18 protein-coding genes and 1 pseudogene are annotated in these 23,571 nt (G+C 71.0%); 4 read left to right on the top strand and 15 right to left on the bottom strand.

Annotated features, from left to right (window positions below):
* Positions 1–17 precede the first annotated feature (17 nt).
* Positions 18–848 carry a class I SAM-dependent methyltransferase gene (locus ACFWFI_RS10000; protein ID WP_387387602.1) on the top strand — a complete coding sequence of 277 codons (831 nt, stop codon included), beginning with the start codon at positions 18–20 and terminating at the stop codon, positions 846–848.
* Positions 849–941: 93 nt separating this feature from the next.
* Here the strand turns inward: ACFWFI_RS10000 and ACFWFI_RS09995 are convergent, their stop codons facing one another.
* From ACFWFI_RS09995 to ACFWFI_RS09965, 7 genes are all read right to left on the bottom strand, one after another.
* Positions 942–2,231 (bottom strand): Gfo/Idh/MocA family protein, encoded by a 1,290-nt coding sequence (locus ACFWFI_RS09995; RefSeq protein ID WP_387387601.1) that lies wholly within the window; start codon positions 2,229–2,231, stop codon positions 942–944.
* Positions 2,232–2,379: 148 nt separating this feature from the next.
* Positions 2,380–3,708 carry an alpha-glucosidase/alpha-galactosidase gene (locus ACFWFI_RS09990; protein ID WP_387387600.1) on the bottom strand — a complete coding sequence of 443 codons (1,329 nt, stop codon included), beginning with the start codon at positions 3,706–3,708 and terminating at the stop codon, positions 2,380–2,382.
* Positions 3,708–4,697, bottom strand: a complete 990-nt coding sequence (locus tag ACFWFI_RS09985) for a carbohydrate kinase family protein (RefSeq protein ID WP_387387599.1) — start codon at positions 4,695–4,697, stop codon at positions 3,708–3,710. The genes ACFWFI_RS09990 and ACFWFI_RS09985 overlap by 1 nt, the downstream gene beginning before the upstream one ends.
* 117 nt (positions 4,698–4,814) lie before the next feature.
* Entirely contained in the window at positions 4,815–5,699 is an 885-nt protein-coding gene (locus ACFWFI_RS09980; protein WP_387387597.1) for a carbohydrate ABC transporter permease, read from the bottom strand.
* Positions 5,696–6,745: a carbohydrate ABC transporter permease gene (locus ACFWFI_RS09975; protein ID WP_387387596.1), complete on the bottom strand. Its 1,050-nt coding sequence runs from the start codon at positions 6,743–6,745 to the stop codon at positions 5,696–5,698. Before ACFWFI_RS09975 ends, ACFWFI_RS09980 begins: the two co-directional genes overlap by 4 nt.
* 10 nt (positions 6,746–6,755) lie before the next feature.
* On the bottom strand, positions 6,756–8,084 hold the full coding sequence (locus ACFWFI_RS09970; protein WP_387387595.1) for an ABC transporter substrate-binding protein: 1,329 nt from the start codon (positions 8,082–8,084) through the stop codon (positions 6,756–6,758).
* A 241-nt stretch (positions 8,085–8,325) separates the two neighbouring features.
* Positions 8,326–9,102, bottom strand: coding sequence for an endo alpha-1,4 polygalactosaminidase (locus ACFWFI_RS09965; RefSeq protein ID WP_387387594.1), 777 nt, complete (start codon positions 9,100–9,102; stop codon positions 8,326–8,328).
* 521 nt (positions 9,103–9,623) lie between these two features.
* On the opposite strand from ACFWFI_RS09965, the gene ACFWFI_RS09960 reads away from it, so the two are divergent.
* Positions 9,624–10,718: a peptidoglycan-binding domain-containing protein gene (locus tag ACFWFI_RS09960; protein WP_387387592.1), complete on the top strand. Its 1,095-nt coding sequence runs from the start codon at positions 9,624–9,626 to the stop codon at positions 10,716–10,718.
* 180 nt (positions 10,719–10,898) lie between these two features.
* Here the strand turns inward: ACFWFI_RS09960 and ACFWFI_RS09955 are convergent.
* A pseudogene (locus ACFWFI_RS09955) lies at positions 10,899–11,183 on the bottom strand (MFS transporter); the annotation flags it as partial.
* Positions 11,184–11,858: 675 nt separating this feature from the next.
* Here ACFWFI_RS09955 and ACFWFI_RS09950 point away from each other — a divergent pair.
* Complete coding sequence (locus ACFWFI_RS09950; RefSeq protein WP_387387591.1) at positions 11,859–13,085, top strand: metallophosphoesterase; 1,227 nt, start codon at positions 11,859–11,861, stop codon at positions 13,083–13,085.
* A gap of 52 nt (positions 13,086–13,137) precedes the next feature.
* On the opposite strand, the gene ACFWFI_RS09945 is transcribed toward ACFWFI_RS09950, so the two are convergent.
* On the bottom strand, positions 13,138–14,391 hold the full coding sequence (locus ACFWFI_RS09945) for an amidohydrolase (RefSeq protein ID WP_387387589.1): 1,254 nt from the start codon (positions 14,389–14,391) through the stop codon (positions 13,138–13,140).
* Between the two features lie 168 nt (positions 14,392–14,559).
* Between ACFWFI_RS09945 and ACFWFI_RS09940 the strand changes: the two genes are divergently transcribed.
* Positions 14,560–14,730 carry a thiazolylpeptide-type bacteriocin gene (locus ACFWFI_RS09940; RefSeq protein WP_030757923.1) on the top strand — a complete coding sequence of 57 codons (171 nt, stop codon included), beginning with the start codon at positions 14,560–14,562 and terminating at the stop codon, positions 14,728–14,730.
* A gap of 80 nt (positions 14,731–14,810) precedes the next feature.
* Here ACFWFI_RS09940 and ACFWFI_RS09935 read toward each other — a convergent pair whose 3' ends face one another.
* The 6 genes from ACFWFI_RS09935 to ACFWFI_RS09910 are packed head-to-tail and all read right to left on the bottom strand — an operon-like array spanning position 14,811 to position 23,568.
* On the bottom strand, positions 14,811–16,733 hold the full coding sequence (locus ACFWFI_RS09935; protein ID WP_387387604.1) for a TOMM precursor leader peptide-binding protein: 1,923 nt from the start codon (positions 16,731–16,733) through the stop codon (positions 14,811–14,813).
* 23 nt (positions 16,734–16,756) lie between these two features.
* Entirely contained in the window at positions 16,757–17,512 is a 756-nt protein-coding gene (locus tag ACFWFI_RS09930) for an ABC transporter permease (protein ID WP_387387588.1), read from the bottom strand.
* Positions 17,509–18,486, bottom strand: a complete 978-nt coding sequence (locus ACFWFI_RS09925; protein ID WP_387387586.1) for an ABC transporter ATP-binding protein — start codon at positions 18,484–18,486, stop codon at positions 17,509–17,511. Before ACFWFI_RS09925 ends, ACFWFI_RS09930 begins: the two co-directional genes overlap by 4 nt.
* 44 nt (positions 18,487–18,530) lie before the next feature.
* Positions 18,531–19,670, bottom strand: a complete 1,140-nt coding sequence (locus ACFWFI_RS09920) for a metalloprotease (protein ID WP_387387585.1) — start codon at positions 19,668–19,670, stop codon at positions 18,531–18,533.
* Positions 19,667–20,809: a lantibiotic dehydratase C-terminal domain-containing protein gene (locus tag ACFWFI_RS09915; protein ID WP_387387583.1), complete on the bottom strand. Its 1,143-nt coding sequence runs from the start codon at positions 20,807–20,809 to the stop codon at positions 19,667–19,669. The genes ACFWFI_RS09920 and ACFWFI_RS09915 overlap by 4 nt, the downstream gene beginning before the upstream one ends.
* The gene (locus ACFWFI_RS09910; protein ID WP_387387582.1) at positions 20,797–23,568 is read right to left on the bottom strand and encodes a lantibiotic dehydratase; all 2,772 of its coding nucleotides are present in this window, start codon (positions 23,566–23,568) and stop codon (positions 20,797–20,799) included. Before ACFWFI_RS09910 ends, ACFWFI_RS09915 begins: the two co-directional genes overlap by 13 nt.
* Between the last annotated feature and the right edge of the window lie 3 nt (positions 23,569–23,571).

Below are 23,571 nucleotides of genomic sequence, written 5' to 3'. Positions count from 1 at the left end.
CCCACTAAAGTGGGCGCATGCCCACACTACCGCGAGAGCAACCGGAACCACCCCCGGCGGAGCCGCACAGGGCCGGGGCGATGGCCAAGTCGTTCGGCGTGGACACGCGACGCTACGACCAGGCACGGCCCGGATATCCCGATGCGTTGGTGGCGCGGATCGTCTCCGGGAGCCCTGGGCTCGACGTGCTCGACGTCGGCTGCGGTACGGGCATCGCGGCGCGGCAGTTCCAGTCCGCGGGCTGCGCCGTGCTCGGCGTCGAGCCCGACGCGCGCATGGCCGGCTTCGCGCGAGCCCGTGGCCTGCGGGTCGAGGTGGCGACCTTTGAAGCCTGGCAGCCGGTCGGGCGGACCTTCGACGCGGTCATCGCCGCCCAGTCGTGGCACTGGGTGGATCCGGACGCCGGTGCCGCGAAAGCGGCACGTGTACTGCGTCCAGGGGGACGGTTGGCGGTCTTCGGGCATGTGTACGAGCCGCCTGCCGAGGTGGCCGACCCGTTCGCCGCTGCCTTCCGGCGGGCGGCGCCCGACTCCCCGCTCAACGGCCGACCGGCCCGACGTCCGCCCGGCCTCTACCAGGCGGCGTACGCGAAGGTCGCCGAAAAGATCCGCGAGACCGAACAGTTCGACGAACCCGAGCAGTGGCGATTCGTCTGGGAGCAGTCCTACACGCGCGACCAGTGGCTGGACCTGCTACCCACCACAGGCGGCCTCACTCAGCTCCGTCCCGGTCAGGTGGCACGGATCCTGGACGAGGTCGGAGCCGCGATCGACTCCCTGGGCGGACGCTTCACGATGAACTACACCACCTTGGCAACCAGCGCCGTACGCACCGGCACCACGGCCTGACCGGCACCACCGGCCTGGTCGCCGGCGGTCCGGGCGAGCGTGGTGGACGACCACGCCTGCGGCCGGAAGGGGGCGCCGGCAAGGGCCCGGTGGTCAGGCCGTCGTCAGCACGCCTCCATCGATGTCGAGTTCGACCACTGTGCCGGTGGTCCTCGCCACTTCGGCAGCCCAGACAACGCGGTGGGTCGCAAGGCTCTCCGCGGCGTCGGAGAGCAGTAGCGAGGCGTCACCGGCGGCGACGGCGGCGAGGAAGGCGTCGGTCAACGCCTCGTCGCCGCCCCCGTGACCGTCTTCGGGCGACGGCCCCGGGTTCGCCGTCGCCCTCGTCCGCGTATCGATGGTCCGTTCGGACCCGTCGCGGAAATCGACCAGTCGCAGCGTGTTTCCGTCGCCCTCGATGAAGCCGTGCGTGCCCATGAGCCGGGTGCGGCGCTGTTCCATCGGGGTGTAGGCACTCATGGTGAACGAGCAGGTGGCACCGGAGTCGAACTCCATGCTGACCACTTGGTTGTCGACCACGTCGTTGTCGCACGCGTACGCACAGCGCCCGTAGGGCCCGGTCCTCAGCGCTTCCAGTACACCCGCCTCGGTGTGCTCCCCGGTCACGGCCGACAGCGGCCAGAACTCCTGGTCCGCGTCGCCCAGGCACCCCAGGTAGAGCCGCTTCGCCGAGTACGGGCAGCCTGCCTCCACCGGGCAGTCGAGGCAGCGGTCCGTCGCGCCGGGCGGCGCGTCACCGGGTCGGAGGTGGGTCAGGCTGCCGAAGGAGCTGACCCTCCGGGGAAGGCGTCCGAAGAGGTGGACCAACCAGTCGATGTCGTGGCAGGACTTGGTCAGCAGCATGGGGGCGGAGGTGTCGGCACGGCGCCAGTTCCCGCGCACGAAGGAATGGGCGTGGTGCCACCAGCCGACGGGCTCCAGGTGCTGGACGCTGACCAGGCGGCCGATGTCGCCGCTGTCGAGCAGCCCTTTGAGGCAGCGTGTGTACGACGTGTAGCGCAGCACATGGCAGACGGCCAGCAGGATGCCGTTGCGCTGCGCCGCGTCCGCGATCGCCGATGCGTGGTCCTCGCTGGTCGCCATCGGCTTCTCCAGAAGGATGTGGTAGCCGAGATCGGCCAGTGCCACCGCCGGATCCACGTGCATCCGGTCCTGGGTGGCGATCACGCATGCGTCGGCCAGCTTTCCGGCTGCCGCCACCTCGCTCCAGCCGGCGTAGAGCCGCTCCGGCGGCACCCCGAACTCCTCCGCTGCCCGGGCACGGCGGAGCGGGTCCGGTTCGGCCACCGCGACCACCCGCCCCGCCCCCGTGGCCAGGGCACGCCGCGTGTAGGTCATGCCGCGGAGCCCGGCTCCGACGAGCACCATCGTCACCTCGGACATGGGGTTCCTCCTCGTGGGTCACCGCCCCACGTCCGGGGTGCGGATCGACCGTCGTCGGTTGCGCGGAAGGCGGGGTGGACACCACCGGTCGAGTCCCGCGGACGGGCGGGAGCAGGCGGTGGGAGGGCCTCAGGAGTACGGGGCGGGCTCAGTGGCCGAGCAGCGTGCGCAGCGACGGTTGCAGCAGGTCCGAGTGTGCGCGCACCATCTCGTCGCACAGGTCCCAGATGCGTTCGACGGGCAGGGCCGCGGCGGTGGCCGGGTCGGCCATGGCCGCCTGCCGGATGGACCGGGGGTCGTCCTCCAGAGCGGCGCGGACGACCAGCTCGTTCATGCTGAGGTAACCGCGGTTGAGGGCGGCGCACTGGGCGGGCAGCGAGCCGATACGGGTGGGCTGCACTCCCAGTGCGTCGACCAGGCAGGGCACTTCGACGGTGCCGGTCGCAGGCAGGTTGTCGATCAGCCCGTGGTTCGGAACGTTCCCGTAGACGGTGCGGGGTGTGCCGGTGACGACGCTGTGGATGATCTGGGGGGCGTATTCCATCGTGCCCTCGACGTCGAGTGCTGATCCTTCGGCCAGTGTGTCGCGGGTCCGCTCGTATGCGGCGATGTTCTCGTCCACGATGCCGAGGTAGGCGCCGACGGGAAGTCGCAGCCGCTCGATCTCGCTGTCGTGGTGCAGGTACCAGGGGACGTATTCGGAGGAGTGCTCACTGGTCTCGGTCGGGTAGAAGCCCAGGCGCCGGTACATGTCGACGCGTACCCGGCGCCGTAGCTCGGGGTTCTCCGCGATGAGCGAGTCGAGCCTTGGGTAGAGGTCGGCTCCGTTGTGCTCGAGACGCAGCACCCACGCCTGGTGGTTGACTCCGGCGGCCCGGTAGACGACTTCCTCGTGCGGGACGCCCAGGAGATCCGCGAGGTCACGAACGGTCCAGTACACCGAGTGGCACAGGCCGACGACGCGAGTCAGTCCGGTGGCCCTGGTGAGGTACTGGACGTTCATCGCCATGGGGTTGGTGTAGTTCAGCAGCCAGGCGTCGGGGCAGACCTCCGCGATGTCCTCGCCGAGCGCCTTGAGCAGGGGGAAGGTACGCAGCGCGCGGAAGATCCCCCCTATGCCGAGGGTGTCGGCGATGGTCTGGCGCACGCCGTGGCGGGCGGGAACGTCGAAGTCGATGCGGGTCGATTCGCGCATGCCGACCTGGACGATGTTGATGACGAAGTCGGCGCCTTCGAGCGCCGCCCGGCGCTCGGCGTGGGCGGTTATGCGGGGCACGCCGCCGCCCTGCCCGGTCAGCCGGTCCGCGATCTGGCGGGCAGCGCCGTGTGCCGTGGCGAGGCGTTCCTCGTCGATGTCGTGCAGTGCGATATGGGCGCTCTTGAGCTCCGGGAACGCGAAGAGATCTGCCAGGAGGCCCTGGGTGAACACGACGCTTCCCGCGCCGATGAACGCGATTTTGGGTGTGGTGTGGGTCATCAGGAGTTCTTTCCGTTGCGGGCGACGGCCGTTCGGGCCTCGTCCCAGGTGGGCTGGGCTGGGGTACCACCGTGTGCCCGGGTGGACAGAGCGCCGCAGGCGGCGGCGAATTCGAGAGCTTCGGGGAGGGGGAGGCCGCGCAGGAGTGCGGCGACGAAACCGGCGTCGAAGCTGTCCCCCGCGCCGACGGTGTCCAACGGTCGGGCGGGGATCCCGGGGGTGCGCAGCAGGGTGCGGCCGTCGTGCATGAGGGCACCATCGGCCCCGTTCTTGACGACCACTCGCGGCCCGCGTGCCGCGAGTGCGGTGGCTGCCGCGTCCAGGCGATCCGTGCCCGCGGGTACGACCGCGCCGTCCGCGGAGGTTGTGGCGTGTGCGAGCGCCAGTGCCTCCTGCGCGTTGGGCAGCAGATAGTCGGTGACCGCGAGCGTCGCTTGGAGTCCTCCGGGTGCCCACGCACCGGAGGGATCGTCGTTGGTGTCGAGCGAGGTGGTGGCGCCGCGGGCGCGCGCCGTGGCCAGCAACTCGGGCAGTGCGTCGGCGAGTCGGGGCAGCAGGAAGTAGGAGGCTGCGTGTACGTGCCTGCTGCTGGTGAGCAGCGCCTCCGGGACGTCTTCGGGGCCGCCGGCGGAGAGTGTGCCGGGGGAAGTGAGAATCGCGCGATCGCCGTCCCCCCGTGTCACGACCACCGTGAGCGGCGTCGGCAGGACGGGATCGGTGCGAAGGGCGTCGGTGTCGACCCCCCGGGCATTCAGAGCGGTACGGACGAACCGCCCGGCCTCGTCGTCCCCGACTCGTCCGGCAAAGGCGACCTTGAGCCCGAGGCGCGCTGCTCCGCACGCCATGATCGCGCCGGAGCCTCCGAGAGTGAGCAGGCCGGTCTCGACGAGTTGTTCGCGCTGTCCGAAGGCCGGCGGAGTGTCGAGGGGGCCCAGGACGATGTCGGGATTTACGTCCCCGATGACGAGCAGGTCGAAAGTGTGGTGCATGCGGCTTCCTGTGATCGCGGACTCCGGCTGACGGAGTGCGGTGGGTGGCGGGAGCGCGGTGAGGGTGCCGAGCGTCCGGCGTCCCGTGCGTGGTCGATGCCCGGCCCGGCCCGGGGCTCAGCCCTTGATACCGCTGGAGGTGATGGACTGGATGAAGGACTTCTGCGCGAAGAGAAACGCGAGCAGGACCGGCAGAACGGTGATCACATTCCCCGCCATGACCGCCGACCAGCGGGTGTGGTGCTGCCCCTGGAATGTCGTCAGACCGAGCTGGAGGGTGTACTGCGTGTCGTGATTGATGGCGATCAACGGCCAGGTCAGGTCGTTCCAGGTGGTCAGGAAGGTCAGAACCGCCACTGTGCTCAGGGCCGGTCTCGATAGCGGCAGGACGACGAGGAACAGCACCCGTAGCCGTGAACAGCCGTCGATCCAGGCCGCTTCCTCAAGCTCTCTCGGCAGGGACAGGAAGAACTGGCGGAACAGGAAGACGGCGAACGGTGTGACGAGGGAAGGGACGATCAACGCGCCCAGGGTGTCGATGAGTCCGAACTGCTTCATCACCAGGAACGTGGGGATCATCGTCAGCTGGAAGGGGATGGCCATCGTGGCCAGCATGAGAGCCAGCAGGACACGGGAGCCGGCGAACCGCATCCGGGCGAACGCGTAGCCGCCGAGGGCGCCGAGCAGCAGGTTCGACGCCACCGCGACCACCGAGACGATCAGCGAGTTGGCGAACCAGCGCGGGAACATCGCGTTGCCGAGCACATACCGGTACCCGCCCAGGTCGATCTCCGACGGCCACAGGGCCGGTGGGAAGCGGTTGATCTCGGCGTCGCTCATCACGGAGCTGAGGAGCAACCAGATCAGCGGGATCGCGAAGACGAGGGCGAGAGGGGCCAGCAGCAGATGCCAGGCGCTGAACGGCAGCCGTGTCCGGCCTCGCGGAGGGTTGCCGGACGGCCCTGTGGTGGAGGGGGAAGGGGAAACGGATGTCACCCTCATCGTGCGTCTCCTTCGAGGCGATGGGTCTCGCGTGACCGGCCCCGGACGGCCCGTACAAGGCGCGGGACCGCGAAGACGAGGAGCAGCGCGGTCGCCAGCGCGTAGGCCGCCGCCGCGCCGTAACCGGCGGTGAAGTTCTTGAACGCCTGCTCCCAGATGAAGTAGACGATCACCGTGGTGGAGCCGAGCGGCCCGCCCTTGGTCGTCACGTACACCAGGTCGAAGACCTGAAGCGCGTTGATGGTCTGCCACAGCAGGAGAAAGGTGAGGACGGGAGTGAGCGCCGGCAGGACGACGTGGCGCAGCAGATGCCATCGCCCGGCGCCGTCCAGCCGCGCCGCCTCGATCAGGGAGGGCGGCACGTCCTGCAGAGCGGCGAGGGTGACCACCACGCAGAAACCGGTGCCGCTCCACAGTGAGATCGCCACCAGGACGGGCAGCGCCTGCCCGGGGTCGGTGAGGAAGCCCTGGGCGGATACGCCGAGCTTGTGCAGCACGGAGTTGGCCACCCCGAACTCCGGGTCGAGGACGAAGGAGAACAGCACGCCCTGCGCCGTCGCGGAGATGACGAACGGCACGAAGATCAGCGTGCGGTACAGACCCACCAGCCGGATCCGCCGGTTCAGGACGAGGGCGAGCGCCAGCCCCAGGCCGATGCTCAACGGTACGTAAAGCGCCGTGTAGAGAACCGTGTTGCGCACGGCCTGGCCGAAGTGCGGGTCCTGTACCAGAGCGCGGTAGTTGCCGAGGCCGACCCAGCGGCTGGGTGTTACCAGGTCATCGGCCCGGAAGGACAGCAGCAGGGACCAGACCACGGGAACGACGCTCAGTCCGAGAATGATCAGGACCGAGGGTGAGACGAACATCCAGGCGGTCACCTGTTCCCCGCGCAGACGGCGCCGCCAGGAGCTCGGCGGTGGTCGTTTCACCGTCCGGCTGGATGCCGCGTCGCTCGTGGTGTCGTCACCGCGGTCGGCATGGCCGTTGTCCGCGCGGTCGTTGTGCTTCCGCTCCGGAAGCGTGAGCGGTGTGGGCAGACGCGGCATCGAATTCCTCTCAACGCGGTATGAGCAGGGCGGCGTTGGCCTCGTCCGCGCACGCGCGCAGGGCCTTGACGGGGGTACTCCGGCCGAGGAGTACGGAGGCGATGGCTCGTCCGAGTGCCTGCGATATCTGTGGATAGGCCGGGTGCACGGGACGCACGCGCGCCGAATCCAGGGCCCTGGTGAACACAGGCAGCCCGGCGGCACCGGCTTCCTGCGCCTGCCACTCGGGCAGTGCCTGTGTGCTCCGGCTCAGCGGCAGGCTGCCGGCCTGGACACCCCAGCGCACGTCCTGGGCGGGCTCCGACAGCCAGGTCACAAAGGTACGTGCCGCCCGTACGCGTGCCGCACCGTTGTCGAACACGGTCCAGGTGTCGGGCCCCGATATGGTCATCGGCTTGCCGCTGTAGCTGGGCAGCGGTACGACGTGGTAGTCGATCTTCGCCTGCTGGATGTCGGGCAGTTGCCACGGTCCGGTCACGGCCATGCCCATCCGGCCGGACATGAAGACCTGGTACATCTGCTCGCTTCCCGGCTTGGGATCCACATAGACGCTCTTGTCCTTCGCGAGCGCCGCGACCGTCTCCAGCGCCCGCGCACCGACGTCCGCGAATCCGATCCGCTTGCCGTCCTCGCTGACGACATCACCCCCCAGGTCCCACACCATCGGCCACAGACGCCACACCGTGTCCTCGTCCCCCACGCCCGGCCAGCCGGTACCGAATCTGCCACTCCCACCGGCGGTCAGCTTCGCGGCCGTTGCCACGAACTCGTCCCAGGTCCAGCCCGGACTCGGAAGTGGCAGGCCGATGTCGTCGAAGAGCTTCTTGTTGCAGACCACGGCGAGCGCGTCGAGCAGGGCGGGAGCCGCCCGTACCCGTCCGTTGAGCGTGACTGCCTCGCGCGCGGGATCCCAGAAGTCGTTCCAGCGGCCGGAGCTCATCGTGTCGGTCAGATCCACCACCGACGGGCTGCGCGCGACACTGGCCAGGTCCGAGCCGAAGACATAGGCGACGTCGGGGAATGAGCCGGACGCCAGCGCCGCGGTGATCTTCTGGAGCATCGCGTCCGCCAGCACGCCTCCACCGGGATCGACACGGATGTCGGGGTGGGTGCGGTTGAACTCCGCGACGAGCTCCTCGATGGCCGCACGACCCGTGTCCGTCTGCCCGTGCCAGAGCTCGACGACAACCCGCCCGTCTGCTCCGATGCCGTCGTCGGCTCCGCTGCCACAGCTGGGCAGGGCGGCCATGGCACCGATGGCCAGACCTGTGCCGCGCCGCAGGGCTGTACGACGCGTGAGCCCGGCGGTGACGCGGGAAGTGCGATGTGCTTCGGCCATCTGGGCTCCCATGGGAATGCGTGGTGCGGCACGGGATGTCACGCCGGGCGTCGCCGCACGGCGGGTGGTGTGCTGTGAGTGGATACCGAGAAGCGCGGTGCACGGCAGGGGCGTGCGGGACGCGTCGGGAGTGGCTCCGTGTGGGGGGCCGGGGGGGGGAGGCGCTCATCCCACACGGAGCCTGCAATGCACCGAGCCGGGCCGGGCCGGGCCGGTCAGTCGACCGGCACCCGGAGCCGGCTCAGCAGGTCTTCCGGACGTACCCGCTGTCGCCCGGGGCGCTGACATCGACGTCGCGCAGAACGACACTGAGCCGGCTGCCGAAAGCCGCGCACGTGGCGTTGAAGGCCGACGCCTTGTACTCGATCACGATCACATTGTCACCGAAGCCCTCGGTGTAGTCACCGCACTCGTCCCACTCACCGCACTCCTCGGCGACGGCGAAATCCAGGCCCGTCTCGTCGCGGGCGAGGGAGAAGTCCGAGGTGTTCTTCTGCGCGATCGCAAGGCCCTTCTGGTGGGCGTGGTCGGCGAGCATCCGGACGAACGTCTTCGCGTTCGCCTCGCTGATCAGATCGGTCCGGGTGAACGTGTCGAGGTTGTCGGGCTCGACGGCCTTGAAGCCCTTGGTCGCGCACGTGTCGATCCAGGAGTTCACCTTGGCGGCGATGCGCTGTCGCTTGGCGTCGCTCCGGATGTCCAGAATCGCCTCGCCCCAGCCGTCGTCGTAGACGATCTCACCGTCGGCGTCCCGCAGCAGCAGGTCGCCCCACTCGCTCTCGGCTCCCGGCTGAGCCTGGAAGGCGTTGACGTAGCAGATGTTGTACAGGCCCGCCGCGGGTGAGGCGCTGTGGTCGCGGCTCACGACCTTCACCCCGGCCGGCGGCGTGTACGGCTCGCCGATCTGGTAGTCGAAGTTGGCGTGTGCCGGCGGAAGACTCACCGCCTGGGCCGCTCCGTTCGCGGTGGAGGAGATGAACAGTGGGGTGATCAGCGCCGCTGCCACGGCAACTGCCACAGGAACCCGTCCATGGGACCGGACGCGGTTGATGAGGGACAACTTGAGCTCCCGAAAGTGGGGGATACGTCCCCGCCTCGGACCCCGCGCAGTGCGTGGGTCCTGGCGACTCAGTCCGGGCTTACGGTGCGTGGACCGTGGTACCGGTTGGGCGTACCTCTGGCGCCGAGTGCTCAACTCCGGCGTTGGATGGAGTAAAGCGAGCAAGGTTCGGCATGTCAACAGGTCACAACTGAGCACGTTGTAGCGCCGCCCGGTCGTCACGGCACCGGCGGCCGAATGGCAGCGAGCCGCCCGAAGAACGATCGGCTGTGACGAGATCGGTCACACATCCCGGACATTGTCGAGATCACGTCACCGACCGATGCGGCTTCCGCACAACGCTGGGCCAGGGCAGCAAAATTTGCCATCGTAACGACCCGTCAGGGGCCGCAAACGGCACCCGACGAACGGCAAGCACTCCAGGTCCTGGTCGGCCCACTCGGGTCGACCTGCCGCAACAGAAGTAACACGGGGGAATCATGTCTTTCCACAGTCGACTCACGCGCCGTGCGCAGGTCACCCTCACAGGCGTCGCCGCCGGATGCGTTGCAGCCGCAATCGTTGTCGTACCGTCGCTCGCCGACAGCGGCTCCTCGGAGCCGACGACGGTCGCCGCCCAGAAGGGGACCGACTACGGGCCCGAGCCCGAGTCCGACAGCAAGCTCGTCACCCGGGTCGGCGAGCTGTCGACCATGGCCACGGCCACGCTCTCGCGCGACACGATGATCAACCGGGCCCGCACCTGGCTCACGGCCAACAACGGAGGTCCGGTCCCGTACAGCATGGAGCGCAATTGGAAGGACGGCTACCGCCAGGACTGCTCCGGCTATGTCTCCATGGCACTCGGGCTGGGGAAGCCCGGCCTGAACACCGTCGGGCTGGCCGACTCGCGAAACGGCGTCACCACGCGGCTCAGCAGCATGAGTCAGCTCAAGAAGGGTGACCTGCTGATCGACTACAGCACCACGGACGGCGACTTCCGTCACGTGGTGATCTTCGAGAAGTGGGCCAACACGTCGCACAGCGCCTACTGGGCGTACGAACAGCGCGGTACGTACGGCACGACCCACCGGCAGCTCAAGTACGGGATCGGCAGTGACAACTACGACCCCTTCCGCCCGGTCAAGCTGGGTGCAGGCGGTGGCGGCGGGCAACTCCCGTCCCCGGGTGTCTCCTGGCCGGTCCTCCAGAGCGGTTCCAAGGGTGCGGACGTGCGGTCCGCCCAGCAGCTGCTGGCCTCGCGGGGCTACACGGTCGAGGCCGACAGCGTCTTCGGCCCGAAGACCCGCTCCGCGGTGATCAAGTTCCAGAAGTCCCGGTCCCTGGCAGCTGACGGTGTCATCGGCCCGAACACTTGGTCCAAGCTGATCAAGACGGTGCAGAACGGGTCGTCCGGCCAGGCGGTGAAGGCAGCGCAGACGCAGCTGAACGTCTACGGCTACGGCCTCGCGGCCGACGGCGGGTTCGGCTCGAAGACGAGGTCGGCGGCGCTCGCCTTCCAGAAGAACCACCACTTGCAGGTCGACGGCGTCATCGGCCCGGACACCTGGCGCGCCCTGCTCGGCACCCGCTGACGCGAGCGGTCCCGGCGGCCGGCCGACGGCTCCTTCCCACTGCGCCCGCAGCGGGAAGGAGCCGTCGCAATTCCATAACTCCCGGACATTCGGCACGTGTCATGTGGATGTCGGGCCACAGGTCACGGTCGACACCTGGAACTACCGCACGGGACATCGGCAGTTCGGCAATCCATCCGGTCATCCGGCCCACTCGTGACGGTCGCCCGCCACCCCGGCGTGCCGGGGCCGGGAGGCGGTGTTGGGTGACAGCGCGGCGGCGACGAGCATGAGCAGCAGGACCGGGACCATCGCGGCACGCAGCCCGTGGTGCTCGCCGAGGAAGCCGAGCGACGGCGGTCCCGCCAGCAGCGCGACGTAGCCGATCCGGGAGGTCAGGGCGACGCGGCCGGTGGTGTCCGGGCCGGACTCGCCGGCTGCGGAGAGGGCCAGTGGGAAGCCGAGGGATGTGCCGAGCCCCCACATCGACATGCCGAAGAGCACCAGGCCCATCTCGGCAGTGGAGGCGCCGAGCCGGTCCCGGACGTCGGGGGTCCGGGTCACCCAGGTGGCGAGCGACAGACCGGGTATCGCGAAGCACAGCTGAAGGGCCACGCGGTGACGGTGGACCAGCGGATTCGGCGGATTGGGATCCATGAGGCAGTGGGACTCCGGGGCGGGTCGGCGAGAGTACCCATGCACCCTAAGGGCTGTCCGTAATGCCCGGTGGATCAGCGCGTGGCGTCGGATGCGGTGCATCGCAAGGCGGAGGGGCGTCCTCATACTCGGCGTATTCGGGCGATCCGACAACGCGGCGAGGTGCGCCGTAGCTGTCGTCGTGCGCCCGCCGGGGATTCCGGGGCAGCCCTTGGCCACGCACCGCCCGGCGCTCCGTTCGGGGCGAAGGGGAGGCTTGTGATGCCCAGTCGGCACCCCGACCCGCGTGGACGACCTCGGCCGGCTGGTCCTCGGCGAACGGGACGAGGAACTCGTCTGCAGTCGTTCTCGACATGTCCGGCACGGCCCCTCTTCCCAGCTGGAACGATCACCCACGCCCCTTCACCTGGACCCACCTGTTGCCGACGAATCCCCGAGTCGGGTCACTGGGACGACCGGGTACAGTGCGCGCGTCGGCAGTCCGGCTACTTGAGGAGGGGAAGCGTGACCGACACCAGCGAAACCCGATCCGCGGACGGTGCGGCGCATGCGACCCAGCAGAGTCGACTGCACCGCCTGATGCGCTACATCCCTTTGGTCGCCCCCGTCCTGCTGTGGACCGTGCCCTGCTGGGTGCTGCTGCACACCGGCCAGCACTGGCCGCTCCCCGTGGCGCTGGGCGGCACCGCCCTGTTCGTCCTCGGTCTGATCGCCATGCCGCTCGCGATGGTGCGCGGCCACGGCCGGCGACAGCAGGACTGGGCGGCGATCGTCGGAGACACCCTCCTCGGGGCCGGCTGGGTGCTGTTCACCTGGTCCGTCCTGCTCGGCGTCCTGCTGCGCCTCGCCCTGACGGTGACCGGAGTGGGCGACGGGCAGAACCGGGCCCGGGTCGTCACTTGGGCGGTCCTCGGCGTAGCCGCCGTGCTGCTCGCCTGGGGGTACGCCGAGGCCCGCCGGGTGCCACGGGTGCGCCAACTCGACGTACAACTCCCGCGCCTGGGAGTCGGCTTGGACGGCACCCGCGTTGTCCTCATCACCGACACCCACTACGGCCCACTCGACCGCGCCCGCTGGTCGGCGCGGGTCTGCGCGACGGTCAACACCCTGGAGGCCGACCTGGTCTGCCACACCGGCGACATCGCGGACGGCACGGCCGAACGCCGTCGCGCCCAGGCCGCTCCGCTCGGCACCGTGCGAGCCACCCGGGCCCGGGTCTACGTCACCGGGAACCACGAGTACTACAGCGAGGCCCAGGGCTGGGTCGACCTGATGGACGAGCTGGGTTGGGAGCCGCTGCGCAACCGCCATCTGCTGCTCGAACGCGGCGGCGACACCCTTGTGGTCGCCGGTGTGGATGACGTCACCGCCGAGTCCTCCGGCCTGGCCGGCCACCGCGCCCACCTCGCCGGAGCCCTGAACGGCGCCGACCCCGACCTGCCTGTCCTGCTCCTGGCCCACCAGCCCAAGTTCGTCGACCGGGCCGCGGCAGGCGGCGTCGACCTCCAACTCTCGGGCCACACCCACGGCGGCCAGATCTGGCCCTTCCACCACCTCGTCCGCATCGACCAGCCCGCCCTCGCCGGCCTCAGCCGCCACGGCGCCCGCACCCTCCTCTACACCAGCCGCGGCACCGGCTTCTGGGGCCCGCCGTTCCGCGTCTTCGCCCCCAGCGAGATCACCCTGCTCGTACTCCGCTCCCCGCAGCCGCCTCCCACACAGCCTCTGTGAACGGGGTCCCGGCCGCAGCTGTCCGGCCATGAGCCGATGTGGTGGCAGACCGTCAACGACGGAGGCGCGACACATCGCCCAGCCGGTTCAGTGCCGCCGCCGTCAGCGCCGTGATCGCCGCCGGGAGCGCCGTGCGGACGTCCGGGGCGAAGTGCGAGGAGTGGTTCGGGGGGATCCGGGCCGGTGAGGCCTCCCACTGTCTGCGGCCCGTCGTGCCCAGCATCCAGTAGGCCAGGGCGATTCCGGGTTCGCCGTGTACCGCCAGGCCCGCGTCGCCGTAGAGCGGGAAGTCCTCGGCCGCCATCGACGCGGGCCAGGTCGTGACCCGTTCCGGGCCGTACAGGGCCGTGTGCGCGGACCGGATCGCCTCCGTCGTGTGCGGGTCGACCCGGAGCGCCGCGGAGCGGGACAGCGTCGTCAGGTCCGGGTCACGCGGGCAGGCGGAGGCCGCGCACTCGGCCCGGACGATGCGGTCCAGCGCCGCCAGCGCACGGTCCAGGGTTTCGTCGGTGAGGGCGCGCAGGCCGATGCCGAGTTCCACCGTGTCCGGGACGACGTTGACCGCCGCGCCCGCCTTCACCGTGCCGACTGTGAGGGTGAGTTGGTCCGCCGGGGCCGTCTCGCGGGAGGCAATCGTCTGGAGGCGGCTGATCACGGCTGCCGCTGTGACCACCGGGTCGACCGTGAGGTGCGGGGTCGCGGCGTGGCCACCGCGTCCGTGCAGGATCACACTCAGGGCTGCGCTCGCGGCGGCCATCGGGGTGTGCGGGCCGCCGTGGGCGATCATTCCGGCCGGCAGCGGCGCCGCGTGCTGTGCGAGTACGGCGTCCGGGCGGCCGCAGCGCTCGTACAGGCCGTCCGCCAGCATCGCGCGGGCCCCCGTCAGCGTCTCCTCGGCCGGCTGGCCCACCACGACCAGGGTGCCACGCCAGTGCTCTGTGGTGCGGGCCAGCAGGTCGGCCGCGCCCGTGGCCGCGGCGAGATGCAGGTCGTGGCCACAGGCGTGCATTGCGCCGTTCCCGCTGGCGTACGGCAGGCCCGTCCGCTCCGTCAGCGGCAGTGCGTCCAGCTCGGTGCGCAGGTATACGCGGGGACCGTCGCCGTTGCGCAGGACGCCCGTCACGCCGTGGCCTCCGATGCCGCGTGCGACGTCGAACCCGGTGGCGGCGAGCCGGTCAGCGAACAGGGCGGCCGTGCGGCTCTCCTCACCGGAGACCTCCGGGGTCCGGTGGACGTCCAGGTAGAGGGTGAGCGCCGGGCGTACCGCCAGGTCGGAGTGGGCGAGGGCGGGGTGGTTCGGAGTCACAGGATTCCTCCGTGAGGGAGTGGGTGGCGGCCCGCTGGCGCCGCGTGCCAGCGATGTGTGAGCGCGGGGCATGCCGAACGGTGAGCGGACGGCGGTGGAATGGGGTCGTACACCCCACGCAGGCGGCCTTCCCCACCTCGGCGGGCCCCCGATCCGGAGGAGACACCCATGAACAAGGACCTGAGCACCCTCGCCGACGAGATCCTGGAGCTCGAGGCCGAGACCTTCGAGATCTCCGACTACTCGGACGCCAGTGAGGTCGTGCTGGCCGGTTCCACCAGCACCAGCTCGACCTCGACGTGCAGCTCCACCACCAGCACCACCTCCTGCTCCGCCTGACCAGGCGCCAGTCCGGTCACGGGGCGCGCCCGGTATCCGTTCGCTCGACGGATACCGGGCGTTCCTGTGCCCACGCGGCGTCACGGGAACGGGTGCGGCACCATCCTGATCTCGGCGTCCGCGAGGTCCGTCGTGCGGTGGCCGCCGCGCCGCAGCGCCGTCCGCAGCCTGGGCATCAGCGGGGCACGCTGACGGTTCCAGCCGAAGTCGATCGGCAGGAGGCCGGGCACCAGTGTGCTGACGGTGCGCAGTCCCATGCGTGCCTGCTCCGGGGTGGTCTGGTCGACCGCGATCACGTCGTGGCCGGCCGCTGCCAGTTCGCCGACGACCGCTCGTACGTCGTCGCTGAGGTCACCCGTGCGCGGGCGCTGGGAGTCTTCCCACCGCCGGTAGACCTCGTCGAAGGGGCGTACCGCGAGGGGTTCCAGATAGCTGCGGGCGTGGGCGGCCATCCTGGGCAGCCCGTACAGCTGGGCGTGGTCCTTGAGGTGCCGGACCCGGTGGAAGTCGTCGGCCATGGCCTCCAGCTCGGCACGGCGCTCCTCGGTCTGCCGGGCCAGGTGCGGGATGTAGGTGAGGACCTCCGAGAGGGCGCCCTCCACGGCGGACCTGGGGTCCAGCGAGGCTGCCGCGGCGAACGACAGGGTGCCGGGGCCGCCGTCGCGGCGTACGGCGACGGCGGTGGCGACCGGGATCGCCAGGTCGACGCGGTTGTCCAGGACGTGGACGTCGTAGCCCTGCAGCGCGGCCCGTTCCGCCATGGCGGCGGCGGTGGGGCCGCCCACCGTCGCCAGGTCGATCTCCGTGAGGCGGGCGTTGCCGTACCAGGCGTTCAGGAAGGCGTCGCGTTCGACGAGTTCCAGGAGACCGCCGAGGACCGCCTCCTCCAGGCAGCCGCCGATGGCGCAGCCGTTGGAGCACTCGAAGACGAAGTTGTCCGCGGCCAGCCCGGCGCTGTAGTAGACGAGGCGGGAGGGCACCAGGAGCGGGCGCTCGTCGCGCAGGGACCAGCCCCACTCCCATGGGATGGCCCGGTCCGGGTCGAAGGGGTCGACCAGGGGGTCGTCGCGATAGGTGTTCGGGTCGTAGAAACCGCAGGTGGCGGGGTCCACGGCATCGGCCTTGAGGTCGTTCCAGGAGCCGGTGACCGGAGTGGTGCGGCCCCGCCGGTGGGTTCCGGCGTAGCGCTCCAGGCCCTCCAGGAAGGCCAGCGTACGGCTCGTGGAGAAGGCGTTCTCCTGACCGCTCCAGGTGACGTCGTTGAGCCCCGCGTAGCCGCGTACGAAGACACTGCCGGCGACCGGTGCTGTGGTCGGTGAGGTGACGTTCAGCCAGGTGCCGCCGCCGAGTGCGCCGCAGACCGGGTTGGCGAGGGCGTCCTCGGGGATCGGGTACGAGGAGGCGGCTCGCAGCCGGTAGGTGCCGGGGTCGGGCTTGGGGCGGGTCTCCAGGGTGAGCGGGCGGGGCCGCGCCGGGGTGCCCGGCGGGGCGCAGTCCGGGCAGAGGGGGTCCGCGAGGAGAGGGTACGTCCTTACCTGAAGGGTCATCAGGTCGAGTCGGGAGACCTGGGGAAGTGCCCGGTCGGCCGGTTCGGTGGCGGGAGGTGCGGCGGCAGGGTCGTCGTGGAGCAGCGCGGTGCACAGGGCGGCGACGGTGTCGTACACATGGCCGGTGAACAGCGGCCAGGCGCCCGCCGGCCGGGGGCCGTCCGGGCCTCCGGTCTCCAGGGCGTCGCGCTCCGAGCGGCTGCGCAGCCGCTGCCAGCGCAGGGCCAGGCAGCGCCCGCAGGCGGGGGCCGTGCCGTCGCCGCCCCAGGGGCCGATCAGTACGGCGGAGGCACTGAGGTGGACGCGCGCCCCGGCCCTCAGGTGCGCCCAGGGGTCGGGGGCGCTCCGGCCGCCGAGCGTGGCGGCGGCGTCGGTGGCGCCGACCGGGACGACGGGGACGTCCTGGCCGAGGCGGTCGGCGAGCGCCGTGTGGAGCGCGTCCCGCGCCGTCTCCATCGGCTGCGGCCGCGTGGGGGCGGTCACGAGGACCTCGTCCAGCGGAACGTCCTGACCGCGACCGCGCCGAAGACGAGTGCGAACACGGCGAGACCGGCGCAGCCCACCGCGACGTCGGAGCCGTCGCCGCGTCCCGTGAGCGCGTGGGAGACCGCGTCGTTGAGGTAGCGCAGCGGCATGACCAGGGAGACCTTCTGCAGCCAGGTGGGCATGGCGTCCAGCGGGAAGAACGAGCCGGACAGGAACGCCATGGGCAGCATCAGGAAGTTGGCGACGGCCGCGACCGACTCGGGGGTGTCGGCGAACGAGCCGATGATCACGCCGAGCAGCAGGAAGGTCGTGATGCCGAGGGTCATCACCGGGATCAGCAGCGGCCATCCGGAGGCGGGTTCCAGCCCGAACAGCGGGAGCATGGCCACTCCGATGAACAACAGGGACTGCACCACGCCCACTGCCAGGGCGATGACGTAGCGGGATCCGATCACGGCGGACAACGGGGCCGGGGACATCCGGATCAGCCGCAGGATGTCGTCGGAGCGCCACTGCATCAGCGTGAACGCGATCCCGAACACCGCTGCGTTGGCGACACCCCAGGAGAGCACCCCGGCGGCGGTGTACGAGATGTAGGACAGGCCGCTCTGCTCGACGGCCTGGCCCCGGAAGATCAGCCCGAAGACGACGAGGAAGAGGAGCGGGAAGGCGAAGGTGAAGAACAGAGTCGTCTTGTCGCGGACCTGGGCGCGGTAGCCCGCTCCGGTCAGTGCGGCGTACGCGCTCATGGCTGGTGCTCCGTGGTGGTCTCGGCGGTACGGCGGGGGGCGTTCGGGTCCTGGGCGAGCCGGGCGGTGAGGTCGAGGTAGACGTCCTCCAGGCTGGGGGTGCGGGTCTGTACCCCGTCCAGGCCGACGAGTTGGTCGAGAGCGCTGAGGACCCGGCCGGTGGTGTGCGTCTCCAGGACCAGGGAGCCCCCCTGGACGGTGACCCGGTCGACGCCGGTGATGGCCACCGCCTTCTGCTCGTCCAGCCGGCCGAGCGGCAGCAGCAGCCGGCTCGGGGCCCGGGAGGCGTCCACGAGGTTGTGCGGACTGTCGGTCACGGCGATCCGCCCGTCCACCAGGATGGCGATGCGGTCGCAGAGTTCCTCCGCCTCGTCCAGGTGGTGGGTGGTGTAGACGATGGTGCGGCCTTCCGCCTTCAGCCCGCGCAGTACGTCCCAGAGGTCGCGCCGGGCCTGCGGGTCGAGAGCGGCGGTCGGCTCGTCCAGGAAGATCAGCTCGGGCCCGTGGACGAGGGCGGAGGCGATGGCGAGGCGCTGGCGCTGGCCTCCGGAGAGGTTCTCCACCTGGACGTCGCGCTGCCCGGTGAGCCCCACGGAGGCGAGGGTGGCGTCGGCCGCCGCCCGCGAGGCCCCGTAGAGGGCGGCGACGGTACGCAGGTGCTCGTGCGCGGTCTGCCGGACGAAGAAGGCGGAGGACTGGGTCTGGATGCCGATGCGGGGCAGCAGGGCGGTGTTGCGCGGCCACGGGGACTCGCCGAAGAGGGCCACCGAGCCGGTGTCGGCGTGGCGCAGCCCTTCCATGATCTCCACCAGGGTGGACTTGCCGGCGCCGTTGGGGCCGAGGAGGCCGAAGAACTCGCCCCGTCGGATGTCCAGGGACACGTCGTCGACGGCCTGCCGGTCCCCGTACCGTTTGGAGACCCCCTGCACGTGGACGGCGGTGGGTGTGGGTCGCATGGCCTGTTCCTCACTCATGTGGTGCGTGGTTCCTTCGGTTCGGGGGTGGTCGCGTGGTCGGGTCATCGGCGCAGCAGCAGGAACGCCACCGTGCAGGTGCCGGCCACGGCGAGGAGGAGCAGGAGGGCCGACCCGATGCCGTACGCGGTGTAGATCAGCCGGGCACGGCGGGGGTAGGCGGCGGTGGCCTCGGAGCCGGTCCGGCGCAGCGCCAGATAGGTCCGGGTCTCGGGGGCCAGGTGGGCGGTGCCGAGGAGGTGGCCGAGCATCCGGTAGCCGTCGAGCGGGGGCAGCGGGACGAGGTTGCTGAGTGCCTGGACGCTGCCGAGCAGCAGCAGCCCGGCGAGCAGCGGGCGGGCCGGGTCGTCCTCGGGCAGCGCGTACCACCAGATCCCGAAGGGGAGCAGCAGCACCAGGTTGATGTACGCGCCCGCCCCGGCGATCACGAATTTGGCGCGCCGGCCGGGGATGAAGAGGTAGTCGTCGACCGTGCAGTACAGCATCGCGGCGGGGAACCGCCAGCGCAGCCCGATCTCGGCGACATGGCCGCCGTAGTGCTGGGCGGCGACGCCGTGGGCCAGTTCGTGGACGGTGATGCTGAACCACAGGAACAGTGCGACGGCGGCCAGGACGACCGGTTGCCGAATCAACTCGGCGGTGCCGCCGATGAGTTCACCCGCGTGCAGGGCGAGGGCCGGCATCAGGGCGAGGACGGCGGCCAGCAGGGGCAGCTGTATCGCGCGGTGCAGCAGGGGGCGCAGGATCAGGTGCAGCCGCGCGGTGGTCGCGTCGGCGTCGGCGACCATGCGACGGGTGCCGCGCCAGAAGGTTCCGGGGCGGGGCGGGGCGTGCGCAGGGGGCGGCGGGTCGGGCGCACCGTCCAGCAGGCCGCGTGTGCCGAGGAGGCCGAGGAGCCGGTTCCAGCTCTCCTCGGCGAGGCGGCGGCCGAAGCGGGCGGCGTATTCGGGGGCCAGGTCGTCCAGGTTCCTGGTGCCGTCGAGCCGGCAGATGACGAAGTGCTCCTTGGGCCCGATCTCGGACACGGCACCGGTCGCGGGGTGCCGGATGAGGTGCACGGTGCGGGGGCCGCGCAGCAGGGGCGGGCCGATCCGGACCCCGTCCCGCAGCGCGGGACGGTAGGCCCGGGCCGCACCTCGGGCGGCGGCGGACGCGGGGGCCGGGGTGTCGGGGGTGGCGGTCATGTGCCGGCCGCCTTCGGCGAGCCCGCCGGGTCCGGCTCCCTCAGCACCTGGCCGAGCATGAAGGAGAGGTACGCCTCGTCCCGGATCGTCACATGGAGCCGGTTGTTGGTCATGTGCATGTACGGGGACAGCAGCCGGGGCAGCACGGCCGGCAGGTGGGTGACCGCCTCCAGCGGCGCCGCGTCCGCGGGTTCCGCGCGCTCCTGCCCGGCGTCCTCCCGGGCGGGCCCGTCCCAGACGGGGAAGACCAGCTCGCCCCGGGTGGTCAGGTCCTCGATGCGGCCGCGCAGTTCGAGGCAGTGCTCCGCCCAGCCGCGCAGGAAGCCCGGCAGCCGCCCCAGTTCGCCGCTCGTGACGGCGGTCCGTATCTCGGCGAACCGGCGGCCCAGCTGGGGGGCCATCCGCGCGTACGTGGCCTCGTACTCCTCGGAGCCGATGAAACCGGTGCCGGGGAAGGCCCGGTGCCAGAAGGCGTAGTAGCTGTCCAGGTAGTCCGCGAGCCGGTCCTCCTCGGGCAGGAAGCAGCCGGTCATCACCATCATCAGCTGGGCGGAGGTGCCGAGCAGTACGGTCCGCAGGTGCAGGTTCATGGTTCGGAAGGCTTCGACGACCAGGTCGCTGGAGTGCCGGAAGTGCCATTCCGCGAGCTCGACGCCGGCCGGGCCGCCGTACTTGGCGTACTCCGGGGCGTAGGGCTCGTACGCGAAGGAGTTGTTCGGCCGCAGGTTCATCCGGCCGTCCTCGCCCATGTAGCGGGCTCGGTCCTCACCGGGGAACTCGATGTCGAACAGCTCGTTGTAGAAGTCCTTCAGGAAGCCGGAGTCGACCTCGTACAGGGCGGGGCGGGTGCGGAGGAACTCGGTGAGCGCCTCCTCCGCCCGGCGCTTCACCTCGGGGGCGGCTCCGGCGTCGGCGGGGCGCAGCCGGAGGCGGACGTGCGGGCCCTCGAGCCAGTAGTTGATGAAGAAGTGGCCCGCGAGCAGCCCTTCGGCAGTCAGCCGGTCCACCAGTGGGCGGACGCAGTTGACCAGCATCGGCTGGGGGCTGGCGGCGTAGAAGATGTGCAGCGCGATCCACTCCCCCGGCGGTGTGGGAGCCGGGTCGGGGGTGGCGGGGCTCGGCGAGATCAGTTTCTGCATGTGGGGCCGTCCTCGGTACGGGAGGGGCGGGAGGTGAAGGTCTCTACGGCCAGTTCGGCAACGTGACGGCCCTGCGCGGAGGTCAGGTGCAGTCCGTCCTCGGTGGGGAGCATCTCGCGCAGGATCACCGAGGCACCTGGGGTCCGGTCCACCAGGGCGTCGAAGGCGGTCAGCGACAGCGGGCTGTCGAAGTCCACGTACAGGGGTTTCGCGCCGGGGGCGCGGCGACCGGCCTCCTGGACCGTGGCGAAGACCTGGTCGGGCAGCCCGTGCGCGCGGCGCCAGCGCTGCCAGAACAGGTACCACTGCGCCTCGTCCACCTCGGGGCGGCGGTCCGGGAGGACGGTGGCGTCCGCCGTCCAGCTGCGGCGGCTGATCACGACGTCGCCGTGGGTCACGCGCGGCCGGCGGGTGACGCCGTCCACGGCGGGGCTCTGGGGGACGCCGCCCCAGACGTCGGCCGGCGTCATGGTGCTCGGCGACAGGAGCAGCAGGGTGCGGGGGATCTCCGGCAGGGCCACCGGGACGAGGTAGCCGAGGTAGACGGGGATGACCTCGCGGTCCAGTCGGCGCGAGCGGAGGACCAGGCGGTCGGCTTCATCGTCGTGGACGAGGTAGAGGTCGTCCAGGTGGAGCCGGTCGGCCTCGGGGACGGTGGAGATCTCACCGGGGCAGACGATCTGGTAGTCCGTCATGCGGCCGTGAAGATTGAGATTGCTGGTGATCTGTCCACCCGTCACCTCCGCGAACACCGCCTCGTCGGGCTGGCGTTCGCGCAGTTCGTCCCTCAGCCGGGCGGAGAGGCCGGGCTCGGCGGGGTCGCCGGTGGCGTCGTAGACGTGGGTGAAACGGCTGAAGGGGAAGGCGAGTCCGCCGTACGAGCGGTTGAGGACGACCAGGGGGCCGCCCCGGTGGCCGGGGACGGGCCCCGACACCTGGACATGGTGACTCTGCGGGGTGAAATCACCGGTCAGAGGCGCGAGCTGACCGGCGACGGAGGCGAGGAGGCCGTCCGGCAGCTGTATCTCCTCCGCCGTACCTTCCGTCTCCCACAGCTCCCGCATACCGGCCACGAAGCTCCGGCGGGTGTCGTCCAGGGTCCGTAGCGCGCTCTGGCCGAGCCAGTTCTCCTCCGGGACGTAGCTGCCGTCCCGGTCGAAGGCGGTGCGCTTGGACGTGAACGAGATGTACTGGTCGAAGAAGTCCTCGTGGAAGTCGTGCACCAGCCCGAGCAGGTCGTCGCAGCGTCCGCCGCGGCCGTAGCGGGCCGTGAAGAAGCCGCGCAGGGTAATGCGCTGGGGCAGCGTGATGTCGAACATGGGCAGGATGCCCTCGACCGCCCTCAGGGCCCGCCCGGTCTCCCCGGCCAGCAGGCCCGGCGGGCAGACCAGGTCGCCGCCCGCACTCACGTCCTCGTACAACAGCGTCTGCGGCAGGGCCGGTTCGGTGGCGCCCAACTCCTTCTGCACCTGGAGGAGCCCCGCGCGCAGGGTGCGCAGCAGCGCCCGGCGGGTAGCGACGTCGGCGGCCGGGTAGGCCGCGAGGCAGGCGGCCGGGCCGTCCAGGGCGTCGGCGGCGGTGTCGGCCCAGGGGGCGCCCAGCCCGCGCAGGGCGTGCTGGAAGGAGCCCAGCGGGTCCGGGCTGTGCACATCGGTGCGCAGGCCCGGCGCCCGGACCATGCCGAGCTGGAGCAGCGCGGTGGCGTAGCGCTCGCACTCGGCGCGGTCGGCGCCGTGCTCGGCCTGGAGCCAGTCGACCAGATCGCGGTGGCGGAGCCCGTCGCGGCTGCCGAAGAGGTCGAGCAGCCGTTCCAGGGTGCCGCTGGTGCGCAGGTAGAACAGCCGGTCGCGCACGGCGTCGAAGGTCACCGCCGCACTGTCGTCCCCGGCCGTCACCCACTGCCGCACGTAGCGGACGCGGTCCGCGTCGCGGCCCCAGCCCGGGGAGAGGACCACGGCCAGGTCCTGGCGGCGCACCGGGTCGGCCAGGACCAGGTCGGCGATCCGGCCCAGGGCGACGACGTTGAGCCGGACATGGCTGGTCCACTCCTCGCCGACGTGCAGGGCGGCGGTGGCGTCCGACGGGTCGCCTTCGAAGGTTCCGGCCGCCACCGCGGTGAGAGTGGAGAAGGGACTGGTCTTGCACGCGGTGCGGTAGAGGTAGGTGAGCGCGGACCGCTCGATCTTCCGCATGCGGCCCCCTGGTTGGGCGCTCGTGTCGCCCAGATAGCGGTCGAGCCGGGCGTCCAGGGCGGGCGAGGCCAGCAACAGCCCTTTACGGAACCGGTCGTGGGCCAATGCGCTGCGCAACTCGGTCCGCGCGGCGCGTAGTTCCTCGGCCAGCAGCACGGCCCCCTTGTCCAGGAGTCCACCGTAGCGGGCCCGGGCTTCCAGCCAGGCCGAGGTGCTTGCGCCGGCGGCCTCGTCCAGGCCCGCGACCAGGCGCACGGCGGCCGGAGGGTCGACGGGCAGGCGGTTGTTGAAGACCTGGCGGCGCAGGGCGAGCAGGGCCCGGCGGGCCGCGCCGCCCACCGCGTCGGCGGCCGGGACCAGCCCGTGCAGCAGGTCGCTCAGCGCGGCGCCGTCCCGGGCGAGGCACTCCTCCTGGGCCAGGAGCTCATCGGCCCAGCTCCGGGTGCGGGGGCAGCGCAGCCCGTGGACCGTAGCCACGGGCAGACCGGCGGCGCGGAGCACGAAGCGCCTGCCGGGCTCCCATCGGGTGGTGTCGTGGGGGGCGGTGTCGGGCGTCATGAGGGTCATCAG

This window comes from Streptomyces sp. NPDC060209 (assembly GCF_042728155.1).
Taxonomy (GTDB): Bacteria; Actinomycetota; Actinomycetes; order Streptomycetales; family Streptomycetaceae; genus Streptomyces.
This window is presented reverse-complemented; position numbering and strand designations above follow the sequence as displayed.

What these genes read in the sequence shown, in the direction of transcription:
- ACFWFI_RS09990 (WP_387387600.1), bottom strand. Translation starts at nt 3,708, where the DNA reads ATGACCCACACCACACCCAAAATCGCGTTCATCGGCGCGGGAAGCGTC.
- ACFWFI_RS09920 (WP_387387585.1), bottom strand. Translation starts at nt 19,670, where the DNA reads ATGACCGCCACCCCCGACACCCCGGCCCCCGCGTCCGCCGCCGCCCGA.
- ACFWFI_RS09910 (WP_387387582.1), bottom strand. Translation starts at nt 23,568, where the DNA reads ATGACCCTCATGACGCCCGACACCGCCCCCCACGACACCACCCGATGG.
- ACFWFI_RS09995 (WP_387387601.1), bottom strand. Translation starts at nt 2,231, where the DNA reads ATGTCCGAGGTGACGATGGTGCTCGTCGGAGCCGGGCTCCGCGGCATG.
- ACFWFI_RS09960 (WP_387387592.1), top strand. Translation starts at nt 9,624, where the DNA reads ATGTCTTTCCACAGTCGACTCACGCGCCGTGCGCAGGTCACCCTCACA.
- ACFWFI_RS09970 (WP_387387595.1), bottom strand. Translation starts at nt 8,084, where the DNA reads ATGGCCGAAGCACATCGCACTTCCCGCGTCACCGCCGGGCTCACGCGT.
- ACFWFI_RS09925 (WP_387387586.1), bottom strand. Translation starts at nt 18,486, where the DNA reads ATGAGTGAGGAACAGGCCATGCGACCCACACCCACCGCCGTCCACGTG.
- ACFWFI_RS09940 (WP_030757923.1), top strand. Translation starts at nt 14,560, where the DNA reads ATGAACAAGGACCTGAGCACCCTCGCCGACGAGATCCTGGAGCTCGAG.
- ACFWFI_RS09975 (WP_387387596.1), bottom strand. Translation starts at nt 6,745, where the DNA reads ATGCCGCGTCTGCCCACACCGCTCACGCTTCCGGAGCGGAAGCACAAC.
- ACFWFI_RS09980 (WP_387387597.1), bottom strand. Translation starts at nt 5,699, where the DNA reads ATGAGGGTGACATCCGTTTCCCCTTCCCCCTCCACCACAGGGCCGTCC.
- ACFWFI_RS09935 (WP_387387604.1), bottom strand. Translation starts at nt 16,733, where the DNA reads ATGGAGACGGCGCGGGACGCGCTCCACACGGCGCTCGCCGACCGCCTC.
- ACFWFI_RS09985 (WP_387387599.1), bottom strand. Translation starts at nt 4,697, where the DNA reads ATGCACCACACTTTCGACCTGCTCGTCATCGGGGACGTAAATCCCGAC.
- ACFWFI_RS10000 (WP_387387602.1), top strand. Translation starts at nt 18, where the DNA reads ATGCCCACACTACCGCGAGAGCAACCGGAACCACCCCCGGCGGAGCCG.
- ACFWFI_RS09915 (WP_387387583.1), bottom strand. Translation starts at nt 20,809, where the DNA reads ATGCAGAAACTGATCTCGCCGAGCCCCGCCACCCCCGACCCGGCTCCC.
- ACFWFI_RS09930 (WP_387387588.1), bottom strand. Translation starts at nt 17,512, where the DNA reads ATGAGCGCGTACGCCGCACTGACCGGAGCGGGCTACCGCGCCCAGGTC.